The 15,253-nt window shown below is 63.7% G+C and carries 16 protein-coding genes and 1 tRNA gene; 8 read left to right on the plus strand and 9 right to left on the minus strand.

The genetic code is table 11. From position 1 onward, the window contains the following. Window positions 1-4: 4 nt before the first annotated feature. Genes secF through yajC form a run of 3 tightly spaced genes read right to left on the minus strand, consistent with a single transcriptional unit; the run spans window position 5 to window position 3,000 of the window. The gene (gene secF / locus ATE64_RS07875) at window positions 5-985 is read right to left on the minus strand and encodes a protein translocase subunit SecF (protein WP_058457427.1); all 981 of its coding nucleotides are present in this window, start codon (window positions 983-985) and stop codon (window positions 5-7) included. 15 nt (window positions 986-1,000) lie between these two features. Further along, window positions 1,001-2,620 (minus strand): protein translocase subunit SecD, encoded by a 1,620-nt coding sequence (gene secD, locus ATE64_RS07880; protein WP_058457428.1) that lies wholly within the window; start codon window positions 2,618-2,620, stop codon window positions 1,001-1,003. A gap of 50 nt (window positions 2,621-2,670) precedes the next feature. Then, a complete protein-coding gene (gene yajC, locus ATE64_RS07885; protein ID WP_058457429.1) occupies window positions 2,671-3,000 on the minus strand; it encodes a preprotein translocase subunit YajC in 330 nt (109 codons plus the stop codon). A gap of 272 nt (window positions 3,001-3,272) precedes the next feature. Between yajC and ATE64_RS07890 the strand changes: the two genes are divergently transcribed. The 4 genes from ATE64_RS07890 to ATE64_RS07910 all read left to right on the plus strand — a co-directional run bounded on the left by ATE64_RS07890 (window position 3,273) and on the right by ATE64_RS07910 (window position 6,108). Next, window positions 3,273-3,349 (plus strand) — tRNA-Pro (locus tag ATE64_RS07890). Between the two features lie 202 nt (window positions 3,350-3,551). After that, the gene (locus ATE64_RS07895) at window positions 3,552-4,445 is read left to right on the plus strand and encodes a hypothetical protein (RefSeq protein ID WP_156418596.1); all 894 of its coding nucleotides are present in this window, start codon (window positions 3,552-3,554) and stop codon (window positions 4,443-4,445) included. 392 nt (window positions 4,446-4,837) lie between these two features. After that, complete coding sequence (locus tag ATE64_RS07905; RefSeq protein ID WP_197410115.1) at window positions 4,838-5,422, plus strand: hypothetical protein; 585 nt, start codon at window positions 4,838-4,840, stop codon at window positions 5,420-5,422. Window positions 5,423-5,874: 452 nt separating this feature from the next. Beyond that, on the plus strand, window positions 5,875-6,108 hold the full coding sequence (locus ATE64_RS07910; RefSeq protein WP_231729110.1) for a zincin-like metallopeptidase domain-containing protein: 234 nt from the start codon (window positions 5,875-5,877) through the stop codon (window positions 6,106-6,108). Window positions 6,109-6,227: 119 nt separating this feature from the next. Here ATE64_RS07910 and ATE64_RS07915 read toward each other — a convergent pair whose 3' ends face one another. Further along, on the minus strand, window positions 6,228-6,578 hold the full coding sequence (locus ATE64_RS07915) for a hypothetical protein (protein WP_058457432.1): 351 nt from the start codon (window positions 6,576-6,578) through the stop codon (window positions 6,228-6,230). 77 nt (window positions 6,579-6,655) lie between these two features. Between ATE64_RS07915 and ATE64_RS07920 the strand changes: the two genes are divergently transcribed. Together ATE64_RS07920 and ATE64_RS07925 are read left to right on the plus strand one after the other, a co-directional pair. Further along, window positions 6,656-7,834: a recombinase family protein gene (locus ATE64_RS07920; RefSeq protein ID WP_082657637.1), complete on the plus strand. Its 1,179-nt coding sequence runs from the start codon at window positions 6,656-6,658 to the stop codon at window positions 7,832-7,834. 155 nt (window positions 7,835-7,989) lie between these two features. After that, a complete protein-coding gene (locus ATE64_RS07925) occupies window positions 7,990-8,733 on the plus strand; it encodes a sulfite exporter TauE/SafE family protein (RefSeq protein ID WP_058457433.1) in 744 nt (247 codons plus the stop codon). Window positions 8,734-8,772: 39 nt separating this feature from the next. Here ATE64_RS07925 and ATE64_RS07930 read toward each other — a convergent pair whose 3' ends face one another. Beyond that, on the minus strand, window positions 8,773-9,117 hold the full coding sequence (locus ATE64_RS07930; RefSeq protein WP_058457434.1) for an EF-hand domain-containing protein: 345 nt from the start codon (window positions 9,115-9,117) through the stop codon (window positions 8,773-8,775). A gap of 140 nt (window positions 9,118-9,257) precedes the next feature. Next, window positions 9,258-10,235, minus strand: coding sequence for an NADPH:quinone oxidoreductase family protein (locus ATE64_RS07935; protein ID WP_058457435.1), 978 nt, complete (start codon window positions 10,233-10,235; stop codon window positions 9,258-9,260). 72 nt (window positions 10,236-10,307) lie between these two features. On the opposite strand from ATE64_RS07935, the gene ATE64_RS07940 reads away from it, so the two are divergent. Then, complete coding sequence (locus ATE64_RS07940; protein WP_058457436.1) at window positions 10,308-10,877, plus strand: glycosyl hydrolase 108 family protein; 570 nt, start codon at window positions 10,308-10,310, stop codon at window positions 10,875-10,877. 62 nt (window positions 10,878-10,939) lie between these two features. Next, window positions 10,940-11,353: a holin family protein gene (locus ATE64_RS07945; RefSeq protein WP_058457437.1), complete on the plus strand. Its 414-nt coding sequence runs from the start codon at window positions 10,940-10,942 to the stop codon at window positions 11,351-11,353. A gap of 111 nt (window positions 11,354-11,464) precedes the next feature. Here ATE64_RS07945 and ATE64_RS07950 read toward each other — a convergent pair whose 3' ends face one another. The 3 genes from ATE64_RS07950 to ATE64_RS07960 all read right to left on the minus strand — a co-directional run bounded on the left by ATE64_RS07950 (window position 11,465) and on the right by ATE64_RS07960 (window position 15,246). Continuing rightward, window positions 11,465-11,941 carry an SRPBCC family protein gene (locus tag ATE64_RS07950; RefSeq protein ID WP_058457438.1) on the minus strand — a complete coding sequence of 159 codons (477 nt, stop codon included), beginning with the start codon at window positions 11,939-11,941 and terminating at the stop codon, window positions 11,465-11,467. Between the two features lie 11 nt (window positions 11,942-11,952). After that, complete coding sequence (gene alaS, locus ATE64_RS07955) at window positions 11,953-14,598, minus strand: alanine--tRNA ligase (RefSeq protein ID WP_058457439.1); 2,646 nt, start codon at window positions 14,596-14,598, stop codon at window positions 11,953-11,955. Between the two features lie 63 nt (window positions 14,599-14,661). Beyond that, window positions 14,662-15,246, minus strand: a complete 585-nt coding sequence (locus ATE64_RS07960; RefSeq protein ID WP_167541753.1) for a hypothetical protein — start codon at window positions 15,244-15,246, stop codon at window positions 14,662-14,664. Between the last annotated feature and the right edge of the window lie 7 nt (window positions 15,247-15,253).

Consider the following 15,253-nt stretch of genomic DNA (forward strand, 5'->3'; position numbering starts at 1 on the left):
TCGATCATACCACTGCGCCGTCGTCCTTGCGCGTCACGCGCTCGGCGCCTTCGTTCGCGGCGGTCGTGCGGGGAATGAAGCTGTCGGAGCCGACCTTCAGCCACACGAGCACCGGCGTCGACATCAGGATCGACGAATAGGTGCCGACGAACACGCCGAACAGCATCGCCGCGGTGAAACCGAAAATCACGTCGGGACCGAAGATCAGCAGCATCGCGAGCGCCAGCATCACCGAAACGCTGGTCATCACCGTGCGCGACAGCGTCTCGTTGATGCTGAGGTTCAGAAGCGGCACGATGTCCATCTTGCGATATTTCTTCAGATTTTCGCGCACGCGGTCGTACACCACGATCGTGTCGTTCAGCGAATAGCCGACGATGGTGAGCAGCGCCGCGATGCTGTTCAGGTCGAACTGCAATTGCGTCACCGCAAAGAAACCAAAGGTCAGCGCGACTTCGTGAAACAGGCGGCCCAATGCGCCGACACCGAACTGCCATTCGAAGCGGATCCAGATATAGATCGAGATGCCGAGCATCGCGAGCGCGAGGCTCAGCGCGCCGGTGCTGATAAGCTCGCCCGACACCTTGCCCGACACGGTTTCGACCGACCCGGTATGCGCGGTCGGGAACGCTTTCTGGATGCCCGCGACCAGCTGCTTGCCCGCGCGGTCGGCGACGGTCTTGTCGCCCTCGGGCAGCGCGGTGCGGATCGACACCGCCTTGTCCGATCCGAACTGCTGGATCGTCGGCTCGCCGAGGCCGATCGCGCTGACCTTTTCGCGGATCTGATCGATCGGCGGCATCGTCCCGTTGAATTCGACGCGCACCGACTGGCCGCCGACGAAATCGACGCCGAGGTTCAGCCCCTTGACCGCGACGAGCGCGATCGAGATGGCGACGAGGATGAAGCTCATGGCCGAAGCAAGCTTCCGCCATTTCAGGAAATCAATGTTCGTGTCGTCGGGGACGAGTTTCAGCAAACGCATGATGTCGCCCTTTCCTTAAATGTTGATCGACGCCGGACGCGTCTTGTGCAGCCAGCGCGACGCGAACAGGCGCGTGACGGTGACCGCGGTGAAGACGCTGGTGACGATGCCGATGGTCAGCACGACGGCAAAGCCCTTGATCGGACCCGAGCCAAACCAGAACATCAGCGATGCCGCGATGACGTTGGTGACGTTGGCGTCAAAGATCGCGCGGCTTGCTTCCGAATAGCCGAGTTCGACCGCCTGGAAGACGCGCCGCCCGCGATGCAATTCCTCGCGGATACGCTCGTTGATCAGCACGTTCGCGTCGACCGCGGCGCCGATCGTCAGCACGAAGCCCGCGATACCCGGCAGGGTCAGCGTCGCGTTGAACGCCGCCATGATCGCGATGATCAGGAAGATGTTGAAGAACAGCGCAACGTTGGCATAGACGCCGAAGCGGCCATAGACGAGCACCATCAGCGTCAGCACCGAAACGGTCGCGACGATCCCCGCGATGATGCCCTTGCGGATCGAATCGGCGCCGAGCTCGGGCGTGACCGTCCGTTCCTCGACCACCGTCATCTTCACCGGCAACGCACCCGAGCGCAGCGAGATCGCGAGGTTGTTCGCGGTGGCGACGGTAAAGCTGCCCGAAATCTGGGCGCTGCCGCCGAGGATCGGTTCGTTGATCGACGGCGCCGACAGCACGCGGCCGTCGAGGACCATCGCAAAGCGCTTGCCGACATTCTGCGCGGTGACCTTGGCGAAGGTCGCCGAACCGCCCGAATCGAAACGGATGTTGACGACCGGCTGCCCCGACTGCCCGTCATAGCCCTGCTTGGCGTCGAGCAGCTGCTCGCCGCTGATCATCACCTGGCGGCGCAGCACTTCGTAAGGAGCTCCGCCGGCATTGGCGCCTTCGGCATAGGGAACGATCTCGCTGCCCACCGGCACACGGCCCGCCGCGACCTCGGCGGGGTCGGCGTTGGCGTCGACCATCCGGAATTCGAGGCGCGCGGTCTTGCCGATCAGGTCTTTCAGCTGCTGCGGATCCTGCAGGCCCGGCACCTGCACGACGATGCGGTCGTCGCCCTGCCGGATGATCGTCGGTTCGCGCGTGCCCAGCGCATTGACGCGCTTGTCGATGATCTCGCGCGCCGTATCCATCGCATTCTTGATCGCCTCCGTCTGACCGGCGGCCGTCGGCGTCATCACGATCCGCGTCGTATCGATAACGTCGATCTGCCAGTCGCGCTGCCCGGTCGAGATTCCGGCCCCGCCGGTTTCGTTGAACAGGCGGTCGCGCGCCGCATCGAGCTGCGTTTGATCGCGGACGAGGAAGCTGATCTTGCCGCCCGCGGTCGACAGTTCGCCGATCGCGATATCGTCGTCGGGTCCGCGCTCGCCGCGCATCGCGGTACGCACCGTCTTTTCCATGTTCGCGAGCTGCGTCTTCTGCAGGTCGGCGACGTCGGCCTCGAGCAGCAAGTGGCTGCCGCCGGCAAGGTCGAGGCCCAGATTGACCTTGATCTGCGCGATGCTCGGCAGGCTCTCGAACGTCTTGGACGGCAGGAAACTGGGAATGGAAAAAAGGATACCGAGCAGCAGGATGATGCTGATGCCGATGGTTTTCCAGCGCGGGAAATCGAGCATAGGGGGGATTCCGGTTGGTCTGGGCGGCGCGCAGCGGCGCCGCCGGAACGTCAGTCGTTCGCGGGCTTGCCGCCGGGCGCCAGCACGTCGGACAGGGTCGATTTCACGACCTTGATCTTCACGCCCTGCGCGATTTCGACATCGGCGAATTCATCGTCGACGCGCGTCACCTTGCCGACGATCCCGCCGCCGGTCACGACCTGATCGCGCGGCTTCACCGCCGCGATCTTGTTGCGATGCTCCTTCATCCGCACCTGCTGCGGGCGAATGAGGAAGAACCAGAAAACGACGAAGATCAGCAGATAGGGCACCAGCATGATGAAACCGGCGGCCCCGCCCCCGGAGCCAGCCGCCTGGGTCAGAAGCAAATTAGTCGACATGAACGAAAGACTTTCTCTTTGCAGCGGCACCCGTCCAGCGGAACGGGCGGGCACAATAATGGCGCGGCGCCTATCACGCGGGGAATATGGACGCAACCGCTCGCTGCGCAGCCTCCCCCGCCAGACCCGTCCCACATGGGGGCCGCCGCCGACAGATCAAGGCGGTAGCGGCCATGGCATCGCCGCACCCGCCGCCGGTCGACTTTGCTCAGGAGAGCCTTGCATCGTTTGCCAACCCGCGCTAGGGGCCACGCCTGCCCAATCGGGCCGGTCGGGACGTAGCGCAGCCTGGTAGCGCATCACACTGGGGGTGTGGGGGTCGGAGGTTCGAATCCTCTCGTCCCGACCAATATTTCAATAACTTAGCGGCGATTTCTCAACAACACACCACCCCAGCTTTGCTCTGGTGGTGCGCTGGTGGTGCAGATATTGCCAGTATGTTCTCATCGTGATGCATCGCTGAGCATCGAAAATGAACATCGCCAGCCCCCTTTTCCGAATTGAACGCCGGGCCGATTCCCCCTAATCCGACTGGACGGATGCAGGAGCAATTGCCCCTCAGCCCCGCCGAGTTCGTCAAAATCCGGGACGGCTTCATTGCGTTTCTCAAGCAACCGGCTGGGACACCCATCGAGCTGATTATTCCGAAGGATGTTCTCGACGCGATGGCATTGGCTGCGCGCCGGGGCCGCAGGCGTCAACAGGTCCTCGATGTCCTGCGCGGCATCTCCATAGTGGCTGTTGCGGTTGGCGCAGCTCTTGCCGTGTTCAGGGAGCCAATGGCCGTCGGAGTTGCGGTCCTGCTGGCCAGTGGGGTGACTTTCGTTTGGGCGCACAACAAGAGCAAGATTCGCTTCGAGCCAGAAATCGACGAGCTGGTCACCGAGCCGAATGTCGTGCTCCAACGCAATCTGAGAGCGCTGGAAGATTACAAGCATCTGATCGCGAACGGCGACATCATTTGCGACGAGCGGCTGCCGGATGGAACGGTCAAGCCGCTGTCACAGAAAGCACGTGCTGCCTTCCTCGCGGACCATGGCTCCCTCTTTGTCCTCAGCCGCGATCAATCGCTTTGGCAATGCACCCCGCACAGGCCAATTCCGATGAGCGCCTTATGGGTCAGACTTGGCGGGCGAGTTGCGCCCGTCTTCGTGACATCGCGCACCTTGCTTGAAACCCCAGATCGCGAATTGTTCGATAAGCGCATCAACTGGCTTCTGTCACATGCCGACAAAGCGGGTTCAAAAGCCAAGGGATTTCGCGAAGCGATCCAGATCATCGTCGCACTGCGACGCCCGGAGTTCGAAGGCAAGACATTCGAACAGAAGAAAGAAAAGCTGCGCGACGAAGGAACGGCTGATAGCAGAATGGAGAAAATTCACGCAGGCATCTACCCGCCATTCAATGGCTTTCTCCGCAATTTGCCGATGCATGAATTTCCGTGAATGTGGAACTGAATTCACCCTGACGCCCCGATTTGCGACCTCCTGCATTCCAGCGAATGAAAGGACCACGCAATGCCTCCGAACCGGGACCAGCTCCTGACCGTAACTGACGTGCTCAACGTCACCGGCTTCAAATCCCGCACCACACTGTATCGCCGCGCACGCAGCGGCGCATTTCCGTGCCCCTGCCATATAGGCGCGGGCAAAATCCGTTGGCGCTCGGGCGACATCGAGGACTGGCTGAGCAGCCTCCAGACCCGTCGCTACTGACCTGCCCCACCGCCGAACCGGCCCAGCTTAATTGCTTGGCGGGCGCACCTGCCCTCACCCCCACGAACACTTGCAATCGTGATTTCACGAAAGGATGCCCCATGTCGATTTTCCAACGCGTCATGGATCGGCTCGCCGATTCCATCTGGATTGGCCGCAAGGTCAATCTGCGCTTCACCGCTGAATATCGGACTGCCTGCTACGTCGTGCCGCTGATCAACAAGCTGCTCGCCGAGGGCGAGGACGGTGACACATACCGAGCCGCGCTTGTCCCGTGGCACGAGGCCGAGCGGCCACCGCTTGCATCCTATCAGGGTGACACATCCCGGTGCAGGATCGACGGGCCTTGGCAGGAAGCTGGGCGGGACTGGGTTCCGCTTGGCGGCTTGATCTTGTCACCCGGCGTTACTGCCCATCTTGATCCGTTCGAGGCGCAGGCACTTCACGAAAAGATGCAGCAGGCGATTGAGGCCGTCATTCGAACGTGGGTCGAAGATCACGATCTAACCGCACTGCCACCGGTCCCGGAGCATTTCGACAGGTGCAGGGCTGACCGGAAAGCCAAGGCGCTGATCGCGGCTTTGGCTGGCGGCGACCGGCAGGCAGATGCTTCGACAAAGCCGCCCGCTGCCACGGCCAAAACTGCATCTGGCGAACCCGTTCCCGCGCTTTGCGCCGTATGCCGGAAGGGGCTGGGTCATGCTTGAACCGAACCGCCAAAAGGCAATGTTGGGGGGCTGCGATGCTACGCATCGAGCCAGCAATTCAGATACACACCTCACGCACGGGTGCATGGCGCAATTCTGCGGGTTTGGCGGGATGCTAATAGCCTCTCGCCAAAGGTCAGACCGCGAGAACGGCGTAATTCTGCCATTTTCCGCGATGGCAAATAGCATCTCATCGGGTGCGGCACGATGAGCGCCCGCGCCCAGACCGTGCGGCTAACCCCCGCCCGTCATCGCGCCCTTGCCGGGTTCGCCAAGAGCTATGGATTAAGCGAATATGCGATGCTCGCCCGCGTCGTAGACGCGGGCCTTGCCGCCCTCGTTCGCGGGGCAGGCAACCAGATCGACAACCGCGAGATCGTCAGCGAACTGGCGTCGGTCAGCACCCGCATAGTCGATGTCGAGCGGATGCTGGACCGGGCATTGTTCACCGCTTGCTGCCCTACGCCCGAGAAGAATTGTGTGCAGAGCTTGGCGCGGCATTCCTTGCCGCCGACCTTGGCATTGCCCTGGAGCCGCGCCCTGATCATGCCAGCTATATCGCGAGTTGGATCAAGGTCTTGCAAAACGACACCCGCGCCATTGTGCAGGCCGCAGCTCATGCCGAACGCGCCGTCGCCTTCCTGCATCAACTAGCGAACCCCGAAGCGATCAAAGAGGCGGCATAGCCCGCCAATGATTGAGGCCGCCCCGGTCTGGGGCGGCCACTTCGTTTGACCCGCCCACCCGATCCCATAAGCGGGCCGCTCCCTTCGGTCGCAGCCTGCGATAGAGAAGCATTGCGAGATCACATCATTTGATCGAGCGCGGCGATCGTTTCGCCAAGCACGCGCCTCAGCGAAAGGAGGCTTGCGCCCAGCGACATTTCCGGCCTTTCGGCCATCAACATCATGGCCTTCAGCACCGCGTTGGATTCCCGCGCCAACAGAATCAAATGCACGCCACTTGGGGCATTGGTGCCATTCAGCCAGTTTTTCGCGGTGCGATCACTGACGCCTGTCCATTTCATGATCATCTTCGTGCCGTTGCGCGTCGATCCAAACTCGACCTTCAAAGCCGAGGCGATCACCTGCGCGAATTCGGCATCCGTCAGTCTGTCGCGACCGACCGGAAATGAACTTCCCTTCTTCGGAAACATGTTGCCCTCCCTTTGCTGTTAGAGAGGAGAGAGCAGGCAGCGGAGAAGCATCCGGGCAACATCAAGGCGCGACCACGATGGTCATTGAATGGAAAACAGACGATGAATTCCGATCAGACGGCTCGCCACCAAAGCGGGCCGCTGAATATGTCCGTATGTCCACCGATCATCAGCAATATTCGACTGACAATCAGGCGACAGCAATACGCGCATATGCCGAGAGGCGGGGATTCGAGATTGTCCGCACCTATGCCGATGAAGGCAAAAGTGGCCTTCAAATTGGCGGGCGCGATTCCCTGCAACAGCTTCTCGCGGACATCGACGGCGGCAACGTCGATTTCGAGGCCGTTCTCGTTTATGACGTTAGCCGGTGGGGGCGTTTCCAAGACCCGGATGAAGCGGCCTATTATGAGCTGCGCTGCAAACGCGCCGGGATCACCGTTCACTATATCGCCGAACAGTTCGAGAACGACGGCACCATTGGTTCGTCGATCATCAAAACCGTCAAGCGGGCGATGGCCGGTGAATACAGCCGCGAATTGTCGGTTAAGGTGTTTGCGGGGCAATGCCGCCTTATCGGCCTTGGCTATCGCCAAGGTGGCGCACCTGGCTTCGGGCTGCGCCGGATGCTTGTCGATGAACGTGGCCAGCACAAGGGCATTTTGGCCCGTGGCGAGCACAAGAGCATCGCTACGGATCGGATCGTGCTGGTGCGGGGGCCGGATGAAGAAATCGCGACTGTCCGCGACATCTACCGCCAGTTCGTCGAGGACGGCAGATCGGAACGGCAAATCGCCGATTGGCTGAATGCCCAAGGCATCCGCTCCGACTTAGGGCGTGCATGGACGCGCGGTGCGGTCCACCAAATTCTCATCAACGACAAATACGCCGGTCACAACGTTTGGGGCCGCACATCCTTCAAGCTGAAAACCCGGCACGTTCGCAATGATCCATCGGACTGGATCAGGCACGACCAAGCATTTCCGGCCATTGTGTCGCAGGAGTTGTTCGAGCAAGCCCGCCGCATCATCGAGGAGCGGTCAAAGCGTCTGACCCTTGAGGAAAGCGTGCTGCGGTTTGGAAGCCGGAACGGGCAACTTGTCGATTGCCATTTGGGTAAGTGCCGCACGCATCGTCTACCGCCTTTGCTTGGTCCGCGAATCATTCTGGTGGTGCGCTGGTGGTGCAACTTGGTGAAACAAGGCGCATCAAAATGGCACCGCGCGCAACGCCCTAAGTTATCAAAAAGTGGCTGATTTCTTAGGGAAAATCAAGAATTATCGGAGCAATTGCGTTGCACCATGAACCCCCAAAAAAAGCGGCTGGGGGTGTGGGGGTCGGAGGTTCGAATCCTCTCGTCCCGACCAATTTCACCGCAAGACTGCGGTTTGCACGGAAAGCGTGAACAACGATGCAGGCAAGCGCGCTGATCGTCGTCGCCGCTTTCCTCACCTCCATCCTTTCGGGCGTTTTCGGCATGGCCGGGGGCATCGTCTTCATGGGCGTGCTCACCTGGCTCTTGCCCGCCGCACTCGCGCTCGCGCTGCACGGTGTCATCCAGTTCGCGTCGAACACCTGGCGCTTTCTGCTCCACCGGCGGCACATCGCGTGGCCGGTGCTGGTCTGGTTCGGGCTCGGATCAGCCGCGTCGCTCGCGCTCTTCTCTGTCAACCTGTTCGCGCCGACCAAATTCCTCGTTTTCCTCGGACTCGGCCTGACCCCGATCCTCGTCTGGCTTCCCGAACGCTGGATCCGGCTCGACGCCAGCAAACGCTCGCACGCGGTCGCAGGCGGCTTCGTCGCGAACGCCATCTCGCTGATCTCGGGTGTCTCCGGGCCGGTAAGCGACCTGCTGTTCGTCAACACTATGCTGAACCGGCATCAGGTCGTCGCGACCAAGGCGGTGATGCAGGCGATGGGCCATGCCTCGAAGATTCTCGTTTACGGCGGCCTGCTGGTCAGCGCCGAAGGGCGCGAAGCGCTCGCACTTCCCGCCACCCTCGTCGCCGTCGCGGCGTCGATGGCTGGGATCAGTGTCGGAGGCATCATCCTCGACCGGATCAGCGACGCGCAGTTCCGCCTCATCCGCCGCTGGCTGGTGACGCTCGTCGGGCTCGCCTTTCTCGTTCAGGCGATCCGGATCGCGGTCGCCTGAGGGCGGCGCCCCTCTTCGGGACGCCGCCCTCGGCACCGGTCAGTTGGCGTCCTGCGCCGGCGCGTCGCCCTGCGGCGCTTCGGGCGGAGGAGCCGAGGCACGGGCGCTGCGCATCGCCTCGATCTCGCTCTTGTCGACGAAGCCGTCGCCATTGGCGTCGAGATGCTTGAAGAAAATGTCGATCTTTTCGGGCGCCGCGAGCGAGGGATCGCCCTGTTTTTCCGCCCGCATCTGCGCCATCTTGGTGATCTCGGCCTTGTCGAGCTTGCCGTCGCCATTGGCGTCGATCATTGCGAAAATACGCCCGCCGTCGTGCGGCGGCTGGGCATGGGCCGCGGGAGCGATAAGCGCCAGCGGCGCGGCAATCAGAATCCGTTTCTTCACAAATCGTCCTTTATCGATGGGCGGCGCTGCCGCCAGATACCCTGAACAGGTGCACCCCGGACGCTCCATGGCGCGGCGATTGTCGCAAAACTATGCCGGATGCGGCGGGGCGTTCCCCGCGCCCGTCCGGTGATCGAGCATCAGGGGCGCAACACGACCTTCCCCACCGCCTCGCGCTTCTCGAGCATCGCAAAAGCCTCCCGCCAGTCGGCCAGATCGAGCACGGCGTGGACATGCGGCCGGATCCTGCCCGCTGTCGCCAGCGCATCCACCGCCGCGACATTCTCGGCCCCGCGCCCGGGAAAGCGCCGCCCATATTCGCCCGCACGAACGCCAACGACCGAGAATCCCTTGATCAGCGGCATATTGACCGACACCTCGGGAATGCGGCCCGACGCAAAGCCGATCACGAGCAGCCTCCCGCCGAACGCGATGCAGCGCGTCGATTCGTCGAACACATCGCCGCCCACCGGATCGAAGATCGCATCGGCGCCCTTGCCGCCGGTCAGCGCTTTCACCTCGTCGCGAAAGCCCGGCTCGGCGGCGATCACCGCTTCGGGCGCATAGAGCCGCGTGATCGCCTCGCGCTTCTCCGCGCTGCTCGCCGCTGCGATCACGCGCGCGCCCTGCGCCTTGGCCAGATCGACCGTCGCGAGCCCGACGCCGCCCGCGGCGCCATGCACCAGCACCCATTCGCCGGGTTCGACCCGCGCGCAGCGGACCAGCGCGACATAGGCGGTCAGGTAGGCGACCGGATAGGCCGCCGCCGCCTCCCAGCTCATCGCCTCAGGCTTTGAACGGAGCGCCCCAGCAGGAACAACGGTATATTCGGCCATTGCCCCGAACCGGTTGCCGCCGACCACCGCGTCGCCGACTCTCCAATCGGTGACGCCCGCGCCGACCGCATCGACTTCGCCCGAAAATTCCAGACCCGACACGAAGGGCAGATCGGGCTTCAGTTGATAACCGCCGCGCGTCATCAGCAGGTCGGGGAAATTCACCGCCGCGGCCCGCACGCGAACGCGCACCTCGCCCGCCCCCGGCCCCGGCACCGGAAGGTCGACCAGCCCCGCACCGGCATGGTCGGGCAGCAATTCACGCACCTGCAAAGCCCGCATCGAGAAAGGCCTTTCCTACAATGTACCCATATGGTTCGTTTACGGCGCACGACAAACCGAAAGGAACGAATCATGCCACGACCCGATCCATCGACCTGCGACGCCGACGCGTTGATCGACGCCGTCATCGACCGCGAGGGCCGATATGTAAACCACCCCGCCGACCGCGGCGGCCCGACCTGTTGGGGAATCACCGAAGCCGTCGCGCGGGCGCAGGGCTATGACGGCTCGATGCGCGATCTGCCGCGCGCCGAGGCCGCGATCATCTACCGCCGCCTCTATTGGCTGCGCCCCGGCTTCGACAAGGTGGCGCTGCGCGCGCCCCGGATCGCCGCCGAACTCTTCGACACCGGCGTCAACATGGGCACCGCGGTCGCGACGGGCTTCCTTCAGCGCGCGCTCAACGCGCTCAACCGCTCCGCGCGCGATTATCCCGACATCGTGGTGGATCGCGACATCGGCCCGCGCACCCTGTCGGCGCTCGACGGCTTCCTGAAGGCGCGCGGCAAGGGCGGCGAGACCGTCCTGCTGCGTGCGATGGAGGCGCTGCAGGGCGAACGCTACATCGCGCTCGCCGAACGCCGTCCCAGCCAAGAGGCGTTTCTCTACGGCTGGCTCGCGAACCGCATCGCGGGCGGCTGATGCCCCATCGCGCGTCATTGGGCTGAACTTTACTGAACTTTGAAACCTTGAGGAGCATTGCCATGAGCATCATCGAAGGCCTGATCGGCCCGATCGCCAAGCTGATCGACAAGATCATCCCCGACCCGGAAGCACGCGACCGCGCCAAGCTCGAGCTCTTGAAGCTTGAGGGGAGTCAGGAGATGGAGGCGATCCGCACCCGCATGACCGCAATCGTCGCCGAGGCGAATAGCGCCGACCCCTGGACCAGCCGCGCCCGGCCGAGCTTCCTCTATGTGATGTATGCGCTGCTGCTATGGGCGATCCCGATGGGCCTGATCGCCGCCGCCCGGCCCGAGATGGCGAAGGGCATTGCCGAGGGTATGAACGCCTATCTCGCGGGTATTCCCGAGCCGCTCTACGCGCTCTTTGGGACCGGCTACCTCGGCTACACCGCCGCACGCGCGTGGGGGAAGGCAAAGGGGGTGGAAGGGTAAGTACCCGCCATCAAATCCCGTTCGCATCGAGCGAAGTCGAGATGCCTCGAAGGCAAGCGCGCATGATGGGTGTCTCGACTGCGCTCGACACGAGCGGAGTCGGAAGTTGGCTTAGCCCTCCACCACCGCCGCCAGATTCGCCAGCGAACTCGTCAGCCCCGCCACATGATCCTTCGCCGAAATCCCCGGCGGCACGTGATGCGCATCGATCGTGACAAGCGTGCCGCCGCCTTTGCGCGAGAGATACCAGTGCATCGCCATCGTCCCTGAAAAGCGCGGATCGTCGGATTCGAACTCGACCTCCCAGACGATCAGCCGCCCGTCGTCGAGCACCGGAATATGGACCTGGACAATATCGCTGTCGTCGTCGCTCTTGGTGTCGACGTCGGGGTCGTCGAAGATCAGCCGCAGGCGGAAACCGCCGCCTTCGGTCAGATCGCAATGTTCGAATTCACCCGTCGCCCCGCCGGGCGGCAACCAGCGCGCGAGCTTGTCGGCGCTGGTGAAGGCGGCGAACACATCGACCAGTGGCGCCGCGATCAGCCGTTCGGCATGATCGGTGCGCCGCGTCTTCTTGGTCGGTTTCAACTTGTTCGACTTCAGGCGAGCGCGGCTTTTACCGCGGCGACGGCATCGTTCGCCGCGCCGCCGTTCGGACCGCCGCCCTGCGCCATGTCGGGACGGCCGCCGCCACCCTGCCCGCCGAGCGCCGCGACCGCGGCCTTGACCAGATCGACCGCGCTGTGGCTGCCGGTCCTGTCGTCGGTAACGCCCACGGCGACCGAAGCGCGTCCGTCGTTGACCGCAACCAGCATCGCGACGCCGCTACCTACCTGCTTCTTCAGGCCGTCGACCGTGCCGCGCAGTTCCTTGGGATCGAGCCCGTCGACGACCTGCGCGAGGAACGCCACATCGCCCACCTGCTCGACCGCCGGGCCCGCCGCCGCACCGCCGCCGCCGCCCATCGCAAGTGCCTTCTTCGCGTCGGCCAGCTCGCGCTCGGCCTTCTTGAGCTGCTCGGCAAGCGCCGCAACGCGCGCCGGCACCTCGTCGGGCGACGTCTTGAGCGCCGCCGCCGCCGCCTTCAGCGCGTCGTCGCGGCCGTTCAGCCACTGGCGCGCAGCTTCGCCCGTCAGCGCCTCGATCCGCCGCACCCCCGAAGAGACCGCGCTTTCGCTGACGATCTTGAACAGCGCGATGTCGCCCAGCGCGCGGACGTGCGTGCCACCGCACAGCTCGACCGAATAGTGATGATCGTCCGCCGCGCCCATGCTGAGAACGCGAACCTCGTCGCCGTATTTCTCCCCGAACAGCGCCATCGCGCCCGCCGCGATCGCGTCCTCGGGGGTCATCAACCGCGTCGTCACCGGCTCGTTGCCGCGGATCTGTGCGTTCACATCGGCTTCGATCTGTGCAATCTCCTCGGCGGACAGCGCCTTGGGGTGCGAGAAGTCGAAGCGGAAGCGATCCTCGGCGACCAGGCTGCCTTTCTGCGTCACATGGCCGCCCAGCCGGTTACGCAACGCCGCGTGCAGCAGGTGTGTCGCGCTGTGGTTGGCGCGGATGCGATCGCGCCGCGCGGCGTCGACGGTGAGCTGGACCGTATCGCCGACCTTCAGCGTTCCCGCCTCCAGCTTGGCCTGATGCGTATGCAGGCGGCCGAGCGGCTTGCCGGTGTCGCTCACCGACGCCTTCGCGCCTTCCAGCGTCGCGATCGTCCCCGCGTCGCCCATCTGCCCGCCGCTCTCCCCATAGAAGGGCGTCTGGTTGGTCAGCACGACCACCTCGTCGCCCGCCTTCGCCTCGCCGACCGGCTTGCCGTCCTTCACCAGCCCGATCACGGTCGCCTCGCCCGCGGTCGATGTATAGCCGGTGAACTCGGTGCTGCCGTTGGCTTCGGCGAGGTCGAACCAGATTTCGTCCGACGCCTTGTCGCCGCTGCCCTTCCAGGCCGCGCGCGCCGCCGCTTTCTGCTGCGCCATCGCCGCGTCGAAGCCTTCACGGTCGACGTTGATGTAGTGCGACCGCAGCGCATCCTCGGTCAGATCGTAAGGAAAACCATAGGTATCATAGAGCTTGAACGCGACCTCGCCGGGCAGCGTATCGCCTTTGCCCATCTGGGCTGTCGCTTCGTCGAGCAGCCGCAATCCCTTCTCGAGCGTCTGGCGGAACTTGACCTCCTCGCGCTCCAGCGTCTCGGCGATCAGCGGCTGCGCGCGGATCAGCTCGGGATAGGCCGCGCCCATCTCGGCGGTCAGCGACGGCAGCAGCCGATGCATCAACGGATCCTTGGCGCCCAGCAGATGCGCATGACGCATCGCGCGCCGCATGATCCGGCGCAGCACATAACCGCGGCCCTCGTTCGACGGCAGCACGCCGTCGGCGACGAGGAAGCTCGACGCGCGGAGGTGGTCGGCGATCACGCGGTGGCTGGCTTGGCTTCCACCCTCGGCCGGAACACCGGTCAGATCGACCGACGCCGCGATCAGCGCCTTGAACGTATCGGTATCGTAATTGTCGTGAACGCCCTGCAGCACCGCCGCGATGCGTTCGAGCCCCATGCCGGTGTCGATGCTCGGTCGCGGCAGGTCGACGCGTTCGCCGCCGGGCAACTGTTCATATTGCATGAACACCAGGTTCCAGATCTCGACGAAGCGGTCGCCATCCTCCTCCGGCGATCCCGGCGGGCCGCCCCAGATATGGTCGCCATGGTCATAGAAGATTTCGCTGCACGGACCGCACGGCCCGGTGTCGCCCATCGACCAGAAATTGTCGCTGGTCGGGATGCGGATGATGCGATCCTCGGGCAGACCCGCGATCTTGCGCCACAGGTCATAGGCCTCGTCATCGGTGTGATAGACGGTCGCGGTCAGCTTTTCCGGCGGCAGGCCCCAGGTCTTGGTGATCAGGGTCCATGCGTGGTCGATCGCCTGTTCCTTGAAATAGTCGCCGAAAGAGAAATTCCCCAGCATTTCAAAGAAGGTGTGATGCCGCGCCGTATAGCCGACATTGTCGAGGTCGTTGTGCTTGCCGCCCGCGCGCACGCACTTCTGCGACGAGGTCGCGGTGCTGTACGGACGCTTCTCCAGCCCCGTGAAGACATTCTTGAACGGCACCATCCCCGCGTTGACGAACATCAGCGTCGGGTCGTTGTACGGCACCAGCGGCGCCGACGGCTCGATATGGTGGCCCGCCTCCCCGAAATAGTCGAGGAAAGAGCGGCGAATGTCGTTGGTCGAGGTCATGCGCGCGATCTAGTGCGACACGCCGCGTTTCTCAAGCATTACGAACGAGAAGGTACCGCGCCGTCAGCGCGCGCACAGTCCGTCGAGTTCGTCGTCGGTCAAACCCCGTTGCTCGACCAGCGCGGTCGGAATGAACTGCACGTCATATTGCGAGATGCGATATTCATTCTCGCGCACCCGCTGCACCATGATCCCGCCGCACGTCCCCTCGATCCCCGGATGATCGTCGATCACCGAAAAGAAGGCATAGGCGCCCGGATAGGCAGCCCCCGCCGGATTGTTGCTCCACGTCACGAACTTCGGCGTGAGCGTCCCTGCGCTGCCCGTGCGCCCCTGCGTCGCGCCCTTGACCAGCCCGTCCCAGTCGGCCTTGCTGATCTCGATGATCGGATCCATCATCGCCATGCCAGCAGCATCGCCGCGGTTCAGCCGATCGAGAAAGCGCGTCACGAAGACCGTCACATTCGCGGTCTCCGACGCGCTTGCGGTCCAATCGGCGGGCACCGGCTTGTACGGATCGGTCGCCGGATCGAAGCAGAAGAAGTTCTGGCGCAGATTCTCGATCAGCATCACGTTGCGCGCCGTGTCGATGCGGCTGTCGAAATAATGCCGGCCAAAGCGGGTTCCGAGCTTGCCGCAGCGACGCACCGCCTCT

Origin of the sequence: Sphingopyxis sp. H073, from assembly GCF_001468395.1 — a bacterium.
In the GTDB taxonomy this organism is placed as follows: domain Bacteria; phylum Pseudomonadota; class Alphaproteobacteria; order Sphingomonadales; family Sphingomonadaceae; genus Sphingopyxis.